The organism is Micromonospora sp. NBRC 110038, assembly GCF_020884815.1.
Lineage (GTDB): Bacteria > Actinomycetota > Actinomycetes > Mycobacteriales > Micromonosporaceae > Micromonospora > Micromonospora haikouensis.
This window is the reverse complement of the sequence record NZ_BBOL01000009.1, coordinates 140221-159683: the sequence shown is the minus strand read 5'-3', so window position 1 is coordinate 159683 and position 19463 is coordinate 140221. Positions and strand designations below refer to the sequence as shown.

The following is a 19463-nucleotide window of genomic DNA, read 5'->3' as shown; positions in this document are numbered from 1 at the left end:
ACGGCACGCCCCGGCCGCCGCCACAGCGGGATGCCTCCCCGCAACGGGAACAGTCACGGCGACAGGCACCCGTGCCCGGCACCCGGGCCCAGTGCGACCGGGCCCGGGCAACCGGACATCCGGCCCGTCCCTGCTCACACCCGACAGCGGATCGGCGCTGCCCGGACTACGCTGCGGCTGGTGACCGACGATCGCACCCCAATCGACGGCCCGGCCCCCCTCGATGAGCCCGACGACGAGCGCGCCTTCGCCCGCACGGCCCGCCGGCCGCGCAGCATCGACCCGCCGGAGTTGGGCTTCACCCCGCGCAGGCCGGTGCCGTGGCTCGCGCCGCTCCTGCTGATCAGCACCGGCCTGCGTACGCTGCTGGCGATGCTGTTCGGGGCGTACCTGGACAAGCGGGAGCTGCAGAACTCGCTGGAGGCCCGCATCGAGCGCCAGGTCGGGCCGGACGGCGGGCTGTGGCTGGACTACGTGGCCGACCTCGGCGACGGCTTCGACGCCACCTACTCGGTCGCGTACCTGCTCGCCCAGCCGGAGCTGACCGTCGACGGGCACCGGCTGCCCCGCGCGCAGACCCTGGTGATGGGGGGCGACCAGGTCTACCCGTCGGCCTCCTACGAGGCGTACGAGGACCGCTGCAAGGGGCCGTACCAGGCCGCGCTGCCGGTCACGCCGCCCGAGCGGCCCACGCTGTTCGCGGTCCCCGGCAACCACGACTGGTACGACGGGCTGACCGCCTTCCTGCGGCTGTTCGTCCGCTCCCGGGACCGGCACTTCGGCGGCTGGGGCACCGGCCAGTCCCGCTCGTACTTCGCCGTCGAACTGCCCGCCGACTGGTGGCTGCTGGGCCTCGACGACCAGTCCGGCTCATACCTGGACGACCCGCAGCTCACCTACTTCGACACCGTCGCGAAGCGGCTGGGGCCGGACAGCCGGGTGATCCTGGCCGTGCCGGCGCCGACGTGGGTCAAGGCCGTCGACCACCCGACGGCGTACGACTCGATCGACTACTTCATCCGCACCATCGTCGCGCCGACCGGGGCGCGGGTGCGGCTGCTGGTCTCCGGCGACCTGCACCACTACGCCCGGTACGCCGGCCCGGACCGGCAGCTCGTCACCTGCGGCAGCGGCGGGGCCTACCTGTACCCGACCCACCACCTGCCCGAGCGGATCGAGGTGCCCCCGCGCGACACCCTGTCCCGGCGGGCCAGCCGCAGCCTCCCGTACGACCTCGCGGCCACGTTCCCCGACCGGGCCCGCTCCCGCCGGTACGGCTGGGGCGTCTTCGCCCGGCTACCGAGACGCAACCCGGGCTTCGGCACCCTGCTGGGCACCGTGCACACCCTGCTCATGCTGGCCATGGCCGGGGTGGCGGCGGGCCGGGCCGGCGGCACCGAGCAGCGGCTGCTGAGCGTCCCCCTGGTGGCGATGCTGCTGGTGACGATGCTCGGCGCGGTCTTCTTCGCGAAGCCGCCGAGCGCGGGCGGCAAGCGGCACGTGCGGCACTGGATCCTCGGCGTCACGCACGGGCTGGCGCAGGTGGCGCTCGCCGCCGCCGGCACCTGGGCCTGGCTGTCGGTGCCCCTGCACGACTGGCCGTGGCCGCTGCCCGTGGCCGCCGCGGCGGTGGTGTACGGCCCCCTGATCGGCTTCCTCTCCACCGAGCTGGTGGCGGCGTACCTGCTGGTGGCCGCGGCGTTCGGGGTGAACGTCAACGAGCTGTTCGCCGGCCAGGGCATCGAGGACGCGAAGGCGTTCCTGCGGATGCGCATCGACCCGGACGGCACGCTCACCGTCTACCCGGTCGCCGTGGACCGGGTCGCCCGCGACTGGCGGCCGAACCCCGACGGGTCCCCGACCGCCTCCTGGCTGACCCCGAAGGAGCCGCTGACCCCGCGCCTGGCCGAGCCGCCGATCGTGCTGGAGCCCTGAAGGCTCAGGCGTCGTAGCGCTGGTCGTGGGCGCGGCGGGAGCCGCAGACGTCGGCGCGGGAGCACATGGAGCGCGAGCCGTCGGCGTCCAGCCGGACGGTGACCGCGTCGCGGGGGACGCTGTGCCCGACGACCCGGCCGTCGCCCTCGGGGGTGGACACCCGGCTGCCGACGGGCGGGGCCGACTCCTGGAACTTCTGGTAGAGCGGGTGCTCGTACTTCAGGCAGCACATCAGCCGGCCGCAGGCCCCGGAGATGCGCAGCGGGTTGAGCGGCAGGTCCTGGTCCTTGGCCATCCGGATCGTCACCGGCTCGAAGTCGGTGAGGAAGGTGGCGCAGCACAGGTCGCGCCCGCAGGAGCCGATGCCGCCCTGCACCCGCGCGGAGTCGCGGGCGGAGAGCTGGCGCAGCTCGACCCGGCAGTGCAGGGTGGCCCCGAGGTCGCGCACGAGGGACCGGAAGTCGACCCGGTGCGGGGCGGTGAAGTAGACGGTGGTGCGGTCCCCGCCGCCGTCGGCGGTGGCGAGCACGTGGTCGACGGCGACCACCTTCATCGGCAGGCCGTGCTCGCGGATCAGCCGCTTCGCGGCCACCTTCGCCTCGGCCTTGCGCCGCCGCAGCAGCTCGTCGCGGCGCAGGTCGTCGTCGGTGGCGAGGCCGGCGAGCCGGGGGAAGCCGTCGGTGTCCTCACCGACCCACTGCGCGGCCCAGACGCACTCCGCGACCTCGGGGCCGTCGTCGGTGGGGACCAGCACCCGGTCGCCCACCTGCGGGCGGAACTCGCCCGGGTCGAGGTAGTAGAGGCGCCCGTACCGGTTGAAGCTGACCGCGCAGAGCATGCCCATGCCTTCACCCTACGACGCGGCGCGGCCCGGTACCCACCCCCGTGTCACCGCCCGGTCACCGGACCCGCAGCGGGGAGCCGTGGTAGGGGCCGCCGACCGTCGACCCGCGCCAGGTGGTCTCCGCGAGGCTCGGCGACCACTGGCGCAGCAGCGTCTCCGCCCCGTCGTACGCCACCCCGAGCACGGCCAGCACCCGGTGGGCGATGTCGGCCGCCGCGAGCAGCCCCGCCCCGCCCGGCCCGGCCCCGCCTGTGGTGGCGGTGGCGGTGGCGGCGCGCACCCGGACCGCCTCGGCGGAGCCGAGCACGTCGGCGAGCGCGCGGGCCAACGCGAGGCGGCTGCCCTCCACCCAGTCGGCGAGGGCGTCGGCGTAGCCGGCCGTGGCCTCCAGCCGGCCCACCAGGCTCTCGGGGCCCTCGTCGAGGTGGCGCAGCAGGACCGCGCGCGCCTGGTCGTACGCCGAGGCGGCCGGCCCGGACCAGGCGGCGGGATCGGTGAGGGTGCGGCTGACCTCGTCGTACGCCCGGACGAGCCCGCGCACCGCGTGGCCGGCGCCGGCCAGCGGGGCCGGGTGCAGGTCGAGGAAGCCCCGCACGGCGTCGCCGGGGAGCACCTGCATGCGGCGCAGCAGCGGCCAGAGCCGGTGCCCCTCGGGTGCCCCGCCGGCGAGCAGCGTGTCGACGCGGTCGAGCAGGTCGAGCCCCGGCTCGGCGAGGCGGTCGAGGGCGTCCATCAGAACTCCCGGCCCAGCCGGCGGCGGACGGCGTCGTCGACCCCCGAGTAGCGGTCGGCGGCGGTGCGCACCGCGGACGCGGCGGCGGCGAGGCGGGACGCGGCGACGGTCGCCTCCCGGGCCCGGTCGCCGGTGGCGTCGGTCCACCGCCGGTGCAGGGCCCGGCCGATCTCGCCGGGCCGCCCGGGGACGTGCGCGCCGAACGCCGGGTGCGGCGGGTCGGTGGCGGTCACGGCGCGGGCCAGCGCCTCCAGGGTGGCGCCGGCCTCGTCCAGCCGGGCGGCGAGGGCGCGCAGCTCGTCCACGTCAGGCCCCCGCGAGGGGCCGGTAGGCGGCGAACGTCTCGTTGTGCAGCTTCTCCCGGGCCCACTGGGCCGCGTCGGCGGCGGCGGCCACGGCGGCGCGCACGGAGGCGGCCACGTCGCGGTGGTGGCGCTGGTGCAGCGGGCCGAGGAAACGCACGTCGGTGATCCGGCCGTCGGCGGTGACCGCGACCTCGACCAGGCCGTCCGGGGAACGCACCGTGACCTCCACGGTCGCCACCGCCTGGTCGAACTCGGCCTGCAACGCCTCGATGCGGCGGTAGCGCCGCACCGCCTCCTCGATCCAGGCCTCGTCGATCTCCCCCCGAGGCATCGCGGACTCCTCCCGGCAGTGCACTCACTGAGTGTGCCGCCACGGTCACCACGGCATCACCGGACCGTACCGCACACCAATCGGGCCTGTCGATGCCCTGTGGACGGAGCAGGGGTGGGCGGTTCAGCCCTTCCAGAGGGCCAGCATCATCGCCTCCACGGCGATGCGCGGCTTGACGTTGGACTCGATGGCGGACCGGCACTCCAGCACGGCCTCCAGCCGGCGCAGCGCCCCCTCGGCGTGCCACTTCTGCCCGCCCGCCTCGGCCAGCGCGGCGGCGTCGGTGTGCACGGGGGCGACCGGCGCGCGCAGCGCCGCGACGAGGGCGTCGCGGTAGAAGCCGGCGAGGTCGACCAGGGCCCGGTCCAGGGCGTCGCGCTGGGCGCGGGTGGCCCGCGACTTCTGCCGCTTCTCCAGGTCCTTGAGCTGGCCGGCGGCGCCGCGCATCGCGCCGGCCGCGCCCCGGCCCGTGCCGCCCGCGCCGAGCGCCGTCTGCAACGCGGCCTTCTCCGCCTCGTCGAGTTCGGCGACGGACGCGGCGGCCTCCGCCTCGGCGGCCTCGATCAGCGCGGACGCCGCGTCGAAGGCGGCGCCCACCCCGGTGAGCCGGCGGGGCACGGCGAGCACGGCGTCGCGCCGGCTGCGGGCCTGCGGGTCGCCGGCGAGCCGCCGGGCCCGGCCCACGTGCCCCTGCGCGGCCGCCGCCGCCCACCGCGCCACGTCCGGCGCGATCCCGTCCCGGCGGACCAGCACCTCGGCCACCGCCTCGGGCGCGGGCTGCCGCAGCGGTACGACCCGGCAGCGCGACCGGATGGTCACCGACACGTCGTCGGGGTGGGTGGACGGGGCGCAGAGCAGGAACACCGTGCGCGGTGGTGGCTCCTCGACGGCCTTGAGCAGCGCGTTGCCGGCCGCCTCGGTGAGCCGGTCGGCATCGGAGATGATCACCACCTGCCAACGCCCGCCGGACGGGGTGCTGGCCGCCCGCAGCACCAGGGCACGCATCTCGCCGACGCCGATGCTGAGCCCCTCGGGCGCGACGAGCCGCACATCGGCGTGGGTGCCGGCCATCGTGGTGTGGCAGCCGGGGCAGGTGCCGCACCCGGTGCCGTACGCGCACTGGAGGGCGGCGGCGAAGGCGCGGGCGGCCAGCGAGCGGCCCGAGCCGGGCGGCCCGGTGAAGATCCACGCGTGGGTCATCCCGGCCCCGGGGTCGGCGGCGGGCTCACCGCCGGGGGCGGCCTGCCGGAGCTGGGCGGCGGCCGCCGCGGCGGCCCGGCGCAGCGTGGCGACCGCGTCGTCCTGCCCGACGAGGTCGGCGAAGACGCCCGGCGGGCTGGTGAGGGCTTCCGACGGGGCCGCGGTTTCCGGCGCGGCGGCTTCGGCTGCGGAGACGTCCGGCATCAGGTGCGGTGCTCCATCGTCACCAGCTCCGAGTCGGATAACTCGGGCTGCACGGAGGTGTCGGGCCCCTGGGCGGGCCGGGGGTGCACGATCCCGGCCGGGTCGACCAGGAACTCCTCCACCCGGCGGGCGACCAGCGCGGCGGTCTCCTCGACGGGGCGGGAGGCGTCCAGCACCAGGTAGCGCTTCGGGTCGTTCGCGGCGAGGTCGAGGAAGGCGTACCGGACCCGCTCGTGGAAGGCGACGGACTCGGCCTCCAGCCGGTCGGGCCCCTCGTTGCGGGCGGCGACCCGGGACAGGCCGGTGTGCGGGTCCACGTCGAGCAGCACCACCAGGTCGGGCTTGAGCCCGCCGGTGGCCCAGGAGGAGAGCCAGGAGACCTCGTCGACGGGGAGCGTCCGCCCGGCCCCCTGGTAGGCCAGGGACGAGTCGACGTACCGGTCGCTGATCACCACCGCGCCCCGGACCAGCGCCGGCCGGACGACGGTGGCGACGTGGTGCGCCCGGTCGGCGGCGTAGAGCAGGGCCTCGGCGCGCGGGGACGGGCCCTCGGCGGTCGCGTCGAGCAGCAGGGTGCGGATCCGCGCGCCGATCTCGGTCGCGCCCGGCTCCCGGGTGACCACCACCTCACGCCCCTGCCCGCGCAGCCGCTCGGCGAGCGCGGCGAGCTGGGTGGACTTGCCGGCCCCCTCGCCGCCCTCGAAGACCACGAAGAGCCCGCTGGAGACGAAGTGCTCGGCCGGCATCAGGGGGCGGCCCCGGATCGACCCCCACAGGTCGGCGAGGACCGGCACGCCCTTCTTGTCGTCCATCTGGCCGAAGGCGCTGATGCCGGCGAAGATGCCGGCGGCACCGGCGGCGAGCAGCAGCAGCCGGGTGGAGGAGACGGAGATGCCGAGGTCGGCGATGGTCAGCTTGCGGGAGCCGCCGACGCCGACGAGGAGGCTGCTCAGCGCGATGGCGAGGATCAGCACCAGCCGGGTGCCGATCTGCACCACCGCGAAGACCCGGCCGCGCACCTCGTCGGCGACCTCGCCGCCGAGCAGCGTGGTGCCGGCGAGGAAGGCCATGCCCGCGCCCGCGCCGACGAGGATCGCGCCGAGCATCGCCATGGACAGGTGCACGGCGAACGCGAGCACCAGCACCGACGCGCTGGCCAGCACGATGCTCATGCCGAACCAGCGCCGCCGGGACATCTCCCGGACGATCATCGGGCCGAGCCCGATGCCCAGGGCGAGGCCGATGAACATCGCCCCGAAGAGCAGGTAGAAGGCGGCGTCACCGGCACCGAGCGAGGCGGCGAAGAACTTGGCCGTGCCGATCACGATGCCGCCGCCGGCGAACGCGCCGAAGATGCCGAGCACCAGGCCACGGACCAGCGGGGTCTGGCCGATGTATTTCCAGCCCTCGGTGAACTGGCGCATGACGCCCTGTTCGGTGCGCGCGGCCTCGCCGGCCTGCGCCTGGCTGATCTCCTTGATCCCGAAGGCGACGACCAGGGCGGTGGCGAGCCGGGAGAACGCGTTGAACCAGAGCGCGAGCTGCGCCGGCTCGGCCCAGGACGGCATCTCCCCGCCGGTGGCCGCCCGGACGCTGCGGTCGAGCAGGGCGAGGCCGAGCGCGGCGGCGATCGGGGTCAGCCCGTACGTGGTGATCAGGGTGAGCTGGTTGGCCGCCTCCAGCCGGGCGCGCGGGATGAGGTTGGGGACCGCGGCCTCCTTGGCCGGGATCCAGAGCAGGGTGATCGTCTCGATCAGGAAGGTGGCGACCGCCGCCCAGCCGACCACCAGCCCGCCGCTGGCCCCGGTGAGCGCGAACAGCGGGATGGAGGCGAACAGCAGGAAGCGCAGCACGTCGCAGATGACCATGGTCCAGCGCCGGTCGAACCGGTCGGCGAGCACGCCGGCCACCGGGCCGAGGATCAGCGCGGGCAGCAGCCGGATCGCGATCAGGGTGCCGAACGCGGCGCCCTGGGCGGTGCTGCCGGAGACCTGGGCGGCGGCGAAGACCGAGGTGGCGAGCAGGCCGAGCCAGTCGCCGAAGGACGCGGCGCCGAGCACGATCCAGAGCCGGCGGAACGGTCGGATGCGCAGCACGGAGCGGATCGCGGCGGCCCCGGACCGGTCGGCCGGCTGCGTCCCGGCCGGCTGAGCGCCCGCCTGGGTGCCGGTGCGGCCGGTGTCCTCGGCGCCGGGCGGGCCGGCCGACGGCGACTCGCCGGGCGACTCGCCGCTGTTCTGGCTTTCGATGGCCGTACCTCCACGTGCCGGCCCAACGTTGGGCATCCCGGTGCAACACTCTAGTCCCGGCCGGGGGACTTCCCGCCCGTGACAGTGCCTGCTCGCCGAGCCTAGGCCGCAGACGCCACCCGCCGCCGCCCGTGTCCCCGGGCCGCCGGGAGGAAGACGGTCCGGCAGACGCGAGGCTCTTTCACAATTGACCGATCGACAGTTAGCGTGCACACGTGACCAGCGAAGGCGACAAACTGCGCGAACGCCTGGAACGGGCGACCGCCCACCTCGACCCGCCGTACGCGGTGGTCGACCTGGCGGCGTTCGACGCCAACGCGGCGGCGCTGCCCACCCGGGCCGGCGGCAAGCCGATCCGGGTCGCCAGCAAGTCCGTCCGGTCCCGCGAGCTGCTCCGCCGCGTGCTGGGCCGCCCCGGCTGGCGGGGGGTGATGGCGTTCACCCTGCCCGAGGCGAGCTGGCTCGTCCGCGCCGGCGTGACCGACGACGCGCTGGTGGCGTACCCGACGGCCGACCGGGGGGCGCTCGCCGAGCTGGCCGCCGACGAGGGGCTGGCCGGCGCGGTCACGCTGATGGTCGACGGGACCGACCAGCTCGACCTCGTCGACGCGGTGTGCCCGCCGGGCCGCCGGCCCGCGCTGCGGGTCTGCATCGACCTCGACGCTTCCTGGCGGCCCCTGGGCAGGCGGGTGCACGTCGGGGTGCGCCGCTCACCGGTGCACAGCGCCCGGGCGGCCGGCGCGCTCGCCGCCGCGATCGCCGCCCGGCCGGGCTTCCGGCTGGTCGGGCTCATGTCGTACGAGGCGCAGATCGCCGGGCTGGGCGACGCCCCGCCGGGGCGGGCGGCCCTCGCCGCCGCGATCCGGGCCGCCCAGCGCGGGTCGTACCGCGAGTTGCTGGCCCGCCGGGGCGCGGCGGTGTCGGCGGTACGCGAGCACGCCGACCTGGAGTTCGTCAACGGCGGCGGCACCGGCAGCGTGGCGGCGACCAGCGCCGATCCCGCAGTCACCGAGGTCACCGCGGGATCGGGCCTGTACGGGCCGACGCTGTTCGACGCGTACCGGGCCTGGCGGCCCACCCCGGCGGCGTTCTTCGCCTGCGCGGTGGTCCGCCGGCCGACGCCGGAGCTGGCGACCGTGCTCGGCGGCGGCTGGATCGCCTCCGGCCCGCCCGCCGCCAGCCGGCTGCCCACCCCCTGGCTGCCGACCGGGCTCAAGCTCCTCGGCGCGGAGGGCGCCGGCGAGGTGCAGACCCCGCTGACCGGCCCGGCGGCGGCCGGCCTGCGCGTCGGCGACCGGGTGTGGTTCCGGCACGCCAAGGCCGGCGAGCTGTGCGAGCGCGTCAACGAGCTGCACCTGGTCGACGGCGACCGGGTGGTCGAGACCGTCCCCACCTACCGGGGGGAGGGCCACGCCTTCCTCTAGCCTCGCCGCCGCCGGTTCAGGAGGCGGGGGCGGGGGCGGGGGCCGGGGTGGTGACGCCCGCAGCGGCGGCGGCCGACGCCTCCACGTGCCGGTGCAGGTATTCGCGGATGAGCGCCTTGGCTTCGGCGAGGACCCGCTCGTCGCCCTCGGCGTTGCGCCGGAACGCCAGCTTGATCAGGGCGTCGGCGGCCTCGACGGCGATCTCCAGACAGAACCGCAGGCGCGGCTCGTCGACCATCCCGAACCGCTCGGTGAGCACCCGGGCGAGCTGGTCGGCGATCACGCCGTTGTTGTCCCGCTGCTCGTCCAGCAGGTGCAGGTCGACCACGTCGCCGAAGTGCAGGGTACGGAACCCGGGGACGGTGCGGTGCATCGTGATGTATTCGTCGATCCCCGCGTCGACGCCGTCCCACCAGTGCGTCAGATCGTCCGAGGCGAACCGCTCGTCGAGCCGCTGGAGGTAGGATTCCATCGTGCGCAGGGTCAGCGCCTGCACGATCGCCCGCTTGTCCGGGAAAAACTGGTAGACCGACCCGATCGCCACCTCGGCGCGCTCGGCGAGCAGGGTCGTGGTCAGTCCCTCGTACCCCACCTCGTCGACGAGTTCGGCGCAGGCGTCCAGCATCCGCTGGACCCGCGCGACGCTTCGACCCTGGACCGGCACCCGGCGCAACGGCCCGGTCGTGGCGGCTGGTGTGGACACTCGGCGCCACCCCCCTTCGACGGATGAACATATCTGCACGTCACGAGTACGTGACTACCGGTACAACGAGCGGACCTGGATTGCGGTATTTACCAGGCACAACGTTCCTGATATGAAGACATCTCACGTTCACGTCGAGGAGCGCGCATGGGCAGCACGACCCCGCCGAGCCCCCACTGGAGCAACTGGGCCGGCAACCAGCGCAGCACCGCCACCACCATCCTCCGCCCCCGTACGATCGCCGACGTCACCGCCGCCGTCCAGGCCGCCGCCGACGCCGGCGAGCGGATCCGGCCCGTCGGCAGCGGCCACTCCTTCACGGCCGTGGCGTGCGCCGACGGCCACCGGATGGAGCTGACCGACCTCGACACCGAAATCCGGGTCGACCGCGACCGACGCCTGGTCACCGTACCGGCAGGAATGCCGCTGCACCGACTCAACGCCCTGCTCGCCGGGCACGGGCTGGCGCTGCCCAACCTCGGCGACATCGACGCGCAGACCGTCGCCGGGGCGATCTCCACCGGCACCCACGGCACCGGCGCGGCGTACGGCTGCCTGTCGACCTTCGTCGAGGCGCTCACCCTGGTCACCGGCACCGGAGAGGTGCTGCGCTGCTCCGCCGACGAGCACCCGGACGTCTTCGCCGCCGCCCGCGTCTCCCTCGGTGCCCTCGGCGTGCTGACCGAGGTGACCCTGCGCGTCGTGGACGCCTTCGTGCTGCGCGCCCACGAGCGCCCCGCCGCCCTCGACGACGTCCTCGCCGACCTGCCGTCACTGATCGCCGCGCACGACCACGCCGAGTTCTTCTGGTTCCCCTACACCGACCGGGTGCAGCTCAAGACCAACGACCGGGTGCCCGCCGACGACCGGCCGCTGCCCCGCTGGCGGGCCTGGCTCGACGACGACTTCCTCTCCAACACCGTCTTCGCCGGCCTCTGCCGGCTCGGCCGCGCCGCGCCGGGCCTGGTGCCCGCGATCAACGCGGCCTCCGCCCGGGCCCTCAGCGAACGCACCTACACCGGCCGCTCCGACGCGGTCTTCTGCACGCCGCGCCGGGTCCGCTTCATGGAGATGGAGTACGGCCTGCCGCGCGCCGCCCTCCCCGAGGCCCTGGCCGAGGTGCGCCGCATCGTCGACAGGCTCCCGTTCAAGGTGCAGTTCCCGGTCGAGGTGCGCTTCACCGCCGCCGACGACATCTGGCTCTCCCACGGGTACGGGCGCGACTCCGCGTACATCGCCGTCCACCAGTACGTCGGCGCGCCCTACGAGCCGTACTTCCGGGCCGTCGAGGAGGTCGCCGCCGGCCTGGGCGGTCGCCCCCACTGGGGCAAGCTGCACTGGCGCGACGCGGAGTCGCTCGCCCCGGCGTACCCGAAGTTCGCCGACTTCCAGTCCCTCCGCCACCGCCTGGACCCGCAGAGAGTCTTCGGAAGCCCCCACCTGACAACTCTCCTGGGCACCTGACGCGCGCCCCGCGCGAACGGGCCTCGCGAATCTTGGTACGAAATTGCCCTCAGGGGGGCGGATTCGTACCAAGATCCGGAGGTTGTCCACAGGGGGTGGAGAGGTGATCCCTCTGTGGGGAGAGTGGTGGGGTGAGGGGCGGGAGTGGGAGCGGGAGCCTGGGGCAGGGTGGGGGTAGCGGTGGGGGTTGGGCCCGGTTGGCGCGGGCGCTGCCAGGGGACGACGCCGACGAACTGACCTGGTTGCTTTTCCATCAGGACGATGTGATCAGCCTGGCGCAGGCACGGCGGTTCCTGACTCCCAAGGCGATCCGGCACCGGGTCACCGTCCAACGGTGGCGACAGGTGCACCGCGCCGTCTTCGTCACCCACAACGGCCCGGTGAGCGCAGACCAGCGCCGCTGGATAGCTGTTCTGGCCGCTGGAGCGGCGGCGGTGCTCGCCGGCCCTACCGCCGCCAGTGCCTGGGGCCTGCGCCGGTACGACAGCCGAGCCGTGCACCTGCTCCTGCCCGCCGCGCACCAGACCCGCTCGCTTCCGCCCGGCGTCCTTCTGCACCGCACCACCCACCTGCCTGAGGAGGACGTGCTACGGGTGGGTCAGCCGTGTCGCACCATGCCAGCACGTTCGCTGGTGGACGCCGCGCAGTGGGCGGCCACCGACGAGGACGCGCGGGCGATCATCGCGGCCGGGTTCCAGCAGCGGCTCGTCGCCGGCGACGACCTGCACCGCGTGCTCGACCGGCTACCGCGGGCGCGACGCCGCAGCCTCATCCGCCAAACAGCCGACGATGCGGCAGGCGGCTCCCACTCCCTGCCCGAGCTGGACTTCCTCAGGCTGACACGCCGCGCCGGCCTGCCCGAGCCGTCCCGGCAGGCGGTGCGACGCGACGCCAGCGGCCGACGTCGGTACCTGGACGTCTGGTTCGACGACTGGCGCGTGCACGTGGAGATCGACGGTGGACAGCACCTCGACCCGCGGGCCGCCTGGGCGGACATGCGACGACAGAACGACCTCTGGATCGAGGGCGACCGGGTGCTGCGATTCCCAGCCTGGGCGGTGCGCCACACTCCTGACGAGGTGGTAGCCCAGGTCCGCGCCGCTCTCCGCGCGGCAGGCTGGCCCGGTTGAGCCAGCCGCCGCCCTTGCTCAGGTGGTGGCCTTCTTGGGGGGTGTCGCCTTCTTGGCCGGGGTCGCCTTCTTGGTCGCCGTGGACTTCGCAGCCGCCGTCGTCTTCGTGGCGGCGGTGGTCTTCTTCGCGGTCGTCGTCTTCTTCGCCGTCGTCTTCTTCGCGGCCGGGGCCTTCTTCGCCGCCGCCTTCTTCTTCGGGGCCGGGCCCTTCGCGCGCTTCTCGGCGAGCATCTCGGAGGCTTCCTCGACGGTCAGCGCCTCCGGGGTCTGCCCCCGCCGCAGGGACGCGTTGAACTCGCCGTCCGTTACGTACGGGCCGAACCGGCCGTCCTTGATCACCAGCGGCTTCTCGGTCAGCGGGTCGTTGCCCATCTCCCGCAGCGGCGGCGCGGCGGCGCGACGCTGGCGGGTCTTCGGGGCGGCCAGCAGGGCCAGCGCCTCGTCCAGCGTGACGGTGAACATCTTGTCTTCCGAGTCCAGCGAACGGAACTCGTCGCCGCGCTTGACGTACGGGCCGTAGCGGCCGTTGTTGGCGAAGACCTCCACGCCGTCGGGGGCCACCCCGACCAGCCGGGGCAGGCTGAGCAGCTTCAGCGCCTCTTCGAGGGTGAGCGAGTCCGGCGACTGCGTGCGCAGCAGCGACGACTTGCGCTCGCCGCTGGCCACGTACGGGCCGAACCGGCCGGACTTGAGCAGGATCGGCTCGCCGGTCGACGGGTCGTCGCCGAGCTTGCGCTCGCCGCCCCCGCCGAGGAACAACTCGTGCACCTTCTCCGGGGTCAGCTCGTCGGGGGCCAGCCCCTCGGGGATCGGCGCCCGGTCGCCCTGGGCACCGCCCTCCTCGCCCTCCCCGTGGGCCGCCGGCTCCTCGCCGGGCACGCCCCGCTGGAGGTACGGCCCGTAGCGTCCCACCCGGACGACGACCTCGCGGCCCTCGTCGTCGGTGTGCAGGGGGATCGAGTTGACGCTGCGCGCGTCGATCTCGCTGAGGTTCTCCGTGACCAGCTTCTTCAGCCCGCCGGAGCGGGCGATGTCCTGGTCGCCGGCCCCGTTGGCGCTGCCGAAGTAGAACGCGGTGAGGAAGTCGACGGCGGCGTGGTCGCCACCGGCGATCTCGTCCAGCTCGTTCTCCATGCTGGCGGTGAAGTTGTAGTCGACCAGCCGGGGGTAGTGCCGCTCCAGCAGGCCGATCACCGCGAACGCCAGGAACGACGGGATGAGCGCCTGGCCGCGCTTGCTGACGTACCCCCGGTCCTGGATCGTCTGCATGATCGACGCGTAGGTGGAGGGGCGGCCGATGCCCAGCTCCTCCAGGGCCTTGACCAGCGACGCCTCCGTGTACCGCGACGGCGGCTGGGTGTGGTGACCCTGGGCGGCCAGCTCGTCGGCGGTGAGCGGCTGGTCCTTGACCAGGTTGGGCAGCCGGCGCTCGGCGTCCTCGGCCTCGGCGTTCTCGTCGTCGGACGACTCGACGTACGCGCGCAGGAAGCCCGGGTCGGTGATCGTCTTGCCGGTTGCGCCGAAGTCGGCCTCCTCGCTGGCGGAGGAGACGGCCCGGATGCGCACCGAAACGCTGGAGCCGACCGCGTCGGTCATCTGGGAGGCGATGGTGCGCCGCCAGATCAGCTCGTAGAGCTTGAACTCCTCGCCGGACAGCTCCCGGGCCACCTCGCCCGGGGTGCGGAAGTTGTCCCCCGCCGGGCGGATCGCCTCGTGCGCCTCCTGCGCGTTCTTCACCTTGCCGGTGTAGCGGCGCGGCTCCGGCGGCACGCTGCGCTCGCCGTACAGCTCGACGATCTGCCGGCGGGCCGCCGCGATGGCGGTCTCCGACAGGTTCACCGAGTCGGTACGCATGTAGGTGATGTAGCCGTTCTCGTAGAGCCGCTGCGCGGTGCGCATCGTCTGCTGCGACGAGAACCGCAGCTTGCGGGCCGCCTCCTGCTGGAGGGTGGAGGTGATGAACGGCGCGTACGGGCGGCGGCGGTAGGGCTTCTCCTCGACCCGGGTGACCGTGAACGGCCGCCCCTGCAGGCGGGCCGCCAGGCCGCGCGCGCCGCCCTCGTCGAGGTGCACGACGCCCGCGCCGGGCCGCACCCGGCCGGTGGTCGGCTCGAAGTCCTTGCCGGTGGCGATCCGGTCGCCGTTCAGCGCGACGAGGGTGGCGTTGAACGTGCGCGGCCCCTCGCCCGGCCTGGCCACGGCGAGGGTGGCCAGGATGTCCCAGTATTCGGCGGTGCGGAAGGCCATCCGCTGCCGCTCCCGCTCGACCACGATCCGGGTCGCCACGGACTGCACCCGGCCCGCCGAGAGCTTCGGCATGACCTTCTTCCACAGCACCGGGGAGACCTCGTAGCCGTAGAGCCGGTCGAGGATGCGCCGGGCCTCCTGGGCGTCGACCAGGTCCCGGTCGATCTCGCGGGGGTTGGCCACCGCCGCCTGGATCGCCGGCTTGGTGATCTCGTGGAAGACCATCCGCTTGACCGGCACCTTGGGCTTCAGCGTCTCCACCAGGTGCCAGGCGATCGCCTCGCCCTCGCGGTCCTCGTCGGTGGCCAGGAAGATCTCGTCGACCTCCTTGGCCAGCTTGACCAGCTTGCTGATCTGCTGGCGGCGGTCGGGCGAGACCACGTAGAGGGCGTGGAAGCCGTTGTCGACGTCCACCCCGAGCCGGGCCCACGGCTCGCCCTTGTACTTGGCGGGCACGTCGGCGGCGTTGCGCGGCAGGTCGCGGACGTGACCGAAGCTGGCCTCCACGACGTACCCCGGGCCGAGATAGCCCGAGATCGTCTTGGCCTTCGCCGGTGACTCGACGATGACCAGACGGGTGGTCCTGGCGTTGCTCGGCACGTCTCCTGCGACCTCACTCCTGCTCGTGGCCGGCCGATCCGGGGCGCGGACCACCCGCGGTCCGCCGGAACCGCCGGCGGTCCGGATGTCCAACGTAACGCGCCGCCCGCGTTCCGGGTTTCGCGGGCGGCAAACCGCCCACGTCGCTTCCCCGGGCACCGGCGACGGTCTTGCCGGACGGCGCCACCGTACACCGTGGGTAGGCCCTCGGGCGGGCCACTGTGACGACGCCGCCTCTCGGTGGAGGTCCGACCAGCCGCTCCGCCGCCGCCGTCCGACGGCCGGAGTGTCCTTGATCGGACACCCGGAGGAGGCCGACCAGCGACGCGCCGCCCGGCCCAGGGCGTGCCGCGGCACCCGGCTCAGGACGTGCCGCCCGCCCGGCTCAGGGCGCGGCGGGCCAGTCGGCAGCGGGGGCGGCGGGCGGGCGGTCGCCGATGAGGTCGGCGAGGCGGGCCAGCCGGCGGCGGCCCGTGATCCGGTACGCCGGACCGCCCGCCTGCGCGTCGAGCAGCACCGCCGGCAGGCCGACGGCGGCCAGGGCCGCGCCGACCGGTCCCCGGCAGTGCTCGTCCGCCGCGCCGAGGCGGAGCAGGAACCCGGGCGGCTCGGCCGCCCCGGCGGCGGCCACCCACAGCCGCAGCCGCCGGCCGTTGAGGTGGAACCCGGCGGGCGGCCGCTTCACCTCCCCCGCTGTCGGCGGGTCGAGCAGCCAGGCCAGCGCGAGCGGCGCCAGGGTGCTCGCGTACGAGGTGCGCACGAGGTGCCGCCCGTCGGCAGTCGCCTCCCAGGTCGCGGCGACGCCGCGCCGGGACAGCTCGGCGACGAGCACGTGCACCCGCCAGGCGGCGTCCAGCACGATCGACAGCCGGGCGGTGCCGCCCATCCGGGACACCTCACCGGGCCCGGCGAGCAGCCCGGCCAGGTCGGCGACGGACGGGTCCGCCGCCTCGGCGCCGAACAGGGAGAGCTGCCGCACCGGGTCGGGTGGTCGGTCGGGGGACGTCAGCGGCACTCCGGGACCTCGTCGAAGGCCTGCCTGAGCTCTTCGGAGTCGAGCCGGCTGGTGTCCAGCGCGCTGGCGTCGTACTCCTTGTTGAGGGTCTCCACGGCCGTGCGCACCCCGTCGTAGAAGGCGGTGGCCTCGCCGGTGCCCAGCCCGTCGATGGTGTCCCGGGCCCGGCCGTACGCGTCGCGCACCTTGCCCAGGGACGCCTGGAAGCGGGTCGAGATCTCCTCGCCGTGCTCGGTCTCGGGGACGCCGGCCTGGTCGATCTTGCGACGGGCGGTCTCGCTGGCGTCCTCCGCGCCGGCAAAGAGCCGCACCAGGTTCTCCTTCGCCTGCGCCGGGGTGGTCTGCGCGGTCATCTGCTGCTGAGTGCTGCTGGTCAGCTTGTTGATCTCGGCCCGCCACGGGGTGAGCGCCTCGCAGACCGACGCCGCCCACGCCCGCGGGCTGGGGCCGCCGCCGCACGCGGCCAGCGCCAGGACCAGCGTGGCGAGGACCGCCGTCAGCTTTCCGGCGGTCGCCGCCCGGCACGTGCGCATGCGTTGCAGCGTACGGCCTCCGCGCCGTTGTGCCACGGGTCGGTTTGCCGCCCCGGGCCCGCCACGGGGTGTGCGGGTTCCCGGCCGGCGGTGGTGGACCGGCCGGGAACCCGCTGTGTCACCGCTCAGGCGTTGACCGTCTCCGGCCGCTGGTCGGCGCTGCCGGCGCCGGTGCCGCTGTCGTCGGAGTCGCCCATCGCGACGCCCTTGCGCTTGCTGAACACCACCGCCGCCACGACGATCAGCGTGGCCACCACCGCGATGCCGACCCGGAGGCCGACGTTGCGGTCGTCGCCGACGCTCCACGCCACGACGGCCGGCGCGATCAGCAGCGAGACCAGGTTCATCACCTTGATCAGCGGGTTGATCGCCGGGCCGGCGGTGTCCTTGAACGGGTCGCCGACGGTGTCGCCGATGACCGTGGCGGCGTGCGACTCGGAGCCCTTGCCGCCGAACGCGCCGTCCTCGACCAGCTTCTTGGCGTTGTCCCAGGCGCCGCCGGAGTTGGACAGGAAGACCGCCATCAGGGTGCCGGCGCCGATCGCCCCGGCCAGGTACGCCGCCAGCGCGCCCGGCCCGAGGCCGAAACCGACGGCGATCGGGGCGAGGATGGCGAGCAGGCCGGGGGTCATCAGCTCGCGCTGCGCGTCCCGGGTGCAGATGTCGACGACCTTGCCGTACTCGGGGCGCTGGGTGCCGTCCATGATCCCGGGCAGCTCGCGGAACTGCCGGCGCACCTCCATCACGACGGCGCCCGCCGAGCGGGACACCGCGTTGATGGCCAGCCCGGAGAAGAGGAACACCACGGCCGCGCCGATGATCAGGCCGACGAGGTTGCGCGGATTCGCCACGTTCAGCGAGTTGAGGATCTCCGCGCCGACGTCGCCGACGCCCGCGTCCGAGTACGCCGTGCGCAGCGTGTCGGTGTACGAGCCGAACAGCGCCGTCGCCGCGAGGACGGCGGTGGCGATCGCGATGCCCTTGGTGATCGCCTTGGTGGTGTTGCCGACCGCGTCCAGCTCGGTGAGAATCCGGGCGCCGTTCTCGTCGATGTCGCCGGACATCTCGGCCACGCCCTGGGCGTTGTCGGAGATCGGGCCGAAGGTGTCCATCGCGACGATCACGCCGACGGTGGTGAGCAGGCCGGTGCCGGCCAGCGCCACCGCGAACAGCGACAGCGTGATGGAGCCGCCGCCCAGCAGGAACGCGCCGAAGACGCCCGCGCCGATCAGCAGCGCCGAGTAGACGGCCGACTCCAGGCCGACGCTGATGCCGGCGAGGATGACGGTCGCCGGGCCGGTCTGCGAGCTCTTGCCGATGTCCTGCACCGGGCGGCGGTTGGTCTCGGTGAAGTAGCCGGTGAGGGCCTGGATCGCGGCGGCCAGCACGATACCGATGATCACGGCGGCGATGGTCACCCCGCGCGGGCCCAGCGGCGGGTCGCCGCCCTCGACGCCGAGGCTGGCCCGCCACTCCGGCCCGAGCAGGTCGGCCCAGGTCGGCTTGAGGTAGACGAAGGAGGCGACCGCCACCAGCACCGCGGAGAACAGGGCGGAGAGGTAGAACGCCCGGTTGATCGCGGTGAGGCCGTTGCGGTCGGAGGCGCGCAGCCGGGTGATGAAGACGCCGACGATCGCCACCAGCACGCCGATCGTGGAGATGATCAGCGGGAGGACGAGGCCGTCGTTGCCGAACGCGGCGCGGCCGAGGATCAGCGCGGCGACGAGGGTGACGGCGTACGACTCGAAGAGGTCGGCGGCCATGCCGGCGCAGTCGCCGACGTTGTCGCCCACGTTGTCGGCGATGGTGGCGGCGTTGCGCGGGTCGTCCTCGGGGATGCCCTGCTCGACCTTGCCGACCAGGTCGGCGCCGACGTCGGCGGCCTTGGTGAAGATGCCGCCGCCGACCCGCATGAACATGGCGAGCAGGGCGGCGCCGAAGCCGAAGCCCTCCAGCACGGTCGGCGCGTCGCCCTTGAACAGCAGGACGACCAGCGCCGCGCCGAACAGGCCGAGACCGACGGTGAGGAAGCCGACCACGCCGCCGGTGCGGAAGGCGATCTTCATGGCGCCCTCCCGGCCGCCGGTCGCCTCCCGGGCTGCGGCGGCGACCCGCAGGTTCGCGCGGGTGGCCAGCCACATGCCGGCCCCGCCGATGAACGCGCTGAACAGGGCGCCCACCACGAAGAAGGCGGACCGGCCGATCTTCACCGCCAGCTCGCTGCCGTCGGTGTCGTGCACCGGCAGCAGGAAGAGCAGCACCACGGCGATCACCACGAAGATCGCGAGGGTCCTGAACTGCCGGAGCAGGTAGGCCGAGGCCCCCTCCTGCACCGCTCCGGAGATCTCCTGCATGTTGGTGGTGCCCTTACCGGCTGCCAGCACGGCCTTGGTCAAGGCGGCGGCGAAGACGAGTGCCACCAGCGCGATGACCGCGGCGATGACGACGTACGTCAGGTTGGCTCCGGTAAGGGACAGTGCGCCGCCGTCGGCGGCCATGGTCCCGGACATCTGTGTCCTCCTGTACCGAACACTCGCGCCGGCCGG

The 19463-nt window shown here is 74.2% G+C and carries 15 protein-coding genes; 4 read left to right on the top strand and 11 right to left on the bottom strand.

All coding sequences use genetic code 11. From position 1 onward, the window contains the following. The first annotated feature begins 30 nt into the window (after positions 1-30). Positions 31-1935: a metallophosphoesterase gene (locus LPU61_RS26225; RefSeq protein WP_374199715.1), complete on the top strand. Its 1905-nt coding sequence runs from the start codon at positions 31-33 to the stop codon at positions 1933-1935. 4 nt (positions 1936-1939) lie between these two features. Here the strand turns inward: LPU61_RS26225 and LPU61_RS26220 are convergent, their stop codons facing one another. The 6 genes from LPU61_RS26220 to tmk all read right to left on the bottom strand — a co-directional run bounded on the left by LPU61_RS26220 (position 1940) and on the right by tmk (position 7837). Then, positions 1940-2779, bottom strand: a complete 840-nt coding sequence (locus LPU61_RS26220) for a regulatory iron-sulfur-containing complex subunit RicT (RefSeq protein WP_043961502.1) — start codon at positions 2777-2779, stop codon at positions 1940-1942. Positions 2780-2834: 55 nt separating this feature from the next. Next, entirely contained in the window at positions 2835-3512 is a 678-nt protein-coding gene (locus LPU61_RS26215) for a hypothetical protein (RefSeq protein WP_043961501.1), read from the bottom strand. Then, positions 3512-3817: a hypothetical protein gene (locus LPU61_RS26210; protein ID WP_043961500.1), complete on the bottom strand. Its 306-nt coding sequence runs from the start codon at positions 3815-3817 to the stop codon at positions 3512-3514. Before LPU61_RS26210 ends, LPU61_RS26215 begins: the two co-directional genes overlap by 1 nt. Position 3818: 1 nt before the next feature. Next, complete coding sequence (locus tag LPU61_RS26205) at positions 3819-4148, bottom strand: YbaB/EbfC family nucleoid-associated protein (RefSeq protein WP_043961499.1); 330 nt, start codon at positions 4146-4148, stop codon at positions 3819-3821. 123 nt (positions 4149-4271) lie between these two features. Further along, on the bottom strand, positions 4272-5552 hold the full coding sequence (locus LPU61_RS26200; RefSeq protein WP_082106152.1) for a DNA polymerase III subunit delta': 1281 nt from the start codon (positions 5550-5552) through the stop codon (positions 4272-4274). Continuing rightward, positions 5552-7837: a dTMP kinase gene (gene tmk, locus LPU61_RS26195; RefSeq protein WP_255700228.1), complete on the bottom strand. Its 2286-nt coding sequence runs from the start codon at positions 7835-7837 to the stop codon at positions 5552-5554. Before tmk ends, LPU61_RS26200 begins: the two co-directional genes overlap by 1 nt. A gap of 179 nt (positions 7838-8016) precedes the next feature. On the opposite strand from tmk, the gene LPU61_RS26190 reads away from it, so the two are divergent. Next, complete coding sequence (locus LPU61_RS26190) at positions 8017-9225, top strand: amino acid deaminase/aldolase (protein ID WP_043961498.1); 1209 nt, start codon at positions 8017-8019, stop codon at positions 9223-9225. Between the two features lie 16 nt (positions 9226-9241). Here LPU61_RS26190 and LPU61_RS26185 read toward each other — a convergent pair whose 3' ends face one another. Further along, entirely contained in the window at positions 9242-9850 is a 609-nt protein-coding gene (locus LPU61_RS26185; RefSeq protein ID WP_229406622.1) for a TetR/AcrR family transcriptional regulator, read from the bottom strand. 225 nt (positions 9851-10075) lie between these two features. On the opposite strand from LPU61_RS26185, the gene LPU61_RS26180 reads away from it, so the two are divergent. Beyond that, positions 10076-11392 (top strand): D-arabinono-1,4-lactone oxidase, encoded by a 1317-nt coding sequence (locus LPU61_RS26180; RefSeq protein WP_229406463.1) that lies wholly within the window; start codon positions 10076-10078, stop codon positions 11390-11392. 197 nt (positions 11393-11589) lie between these two features. After that, positions 11590-12522, top strand: a complete 933-nt coding sequence (locus LPU61_RS26175; protein WP_052503817.1) for a DUF559 domain-containing protein — start codon at positions 11590-11592, stop codon at positions 12520-12522. An 18-nt stretch (positions 12523-12540) separates the two neighbouring features. Here LPU61_RS26175 and topA read toward each other — a convergent pair whose 3' ends face one another. From topA to LPU61_RS26155, 4 genes are all read right to left on the bottom strand, one after another. Further along, positions 12541-15369, bottom strand: coding sequence for a type I DNA topoisomerase (gene topA, locus LPU61_RS26170; protein WP_043961495.1), 2829 nt, complete (start codon positions 15367-15369; stop codon positions 12541-12543). Between the two features lie 385 nt (positions 15370-15754). Continuing rightward, complete coding sequence (locus LPU61_RS26165) at positions 15755-16384, bottom strand: hypothetical protein (protein ID WP_043961494.1); 630 nt, start codon at positions 16382-16384, stop codon at positions 15755-15757. Then, positions 16375-16917: a hypothetical protein gene (locus LPU61_RS26160; RefSeq protein ID WP_043961493.1), complete on the bottom strand. Its 543-nt coding sequence runs from the start codon at positions 16915-16917 to the stop codon at positions 16375-16377. Before LPU61_RS26160 ends, LPU61_RS26165 begins: the two co-directional genes overlap by 10 nt. A 125-nt stretch (positions 16918-17042) precedes the next feature. Beyond that, positions 17043-19427: a sodium-translocating pyrophosphatase gene (locus LPU61_RS26155; protein WP_229406462.1), complete on the bottom strand. Its 2385-nt coding sequence runs from the start codon at positions 19425-19427 to the stop codon at positions 17043-17045. Positions 19428-19463 lie beyond the last annotated feature (36 nt).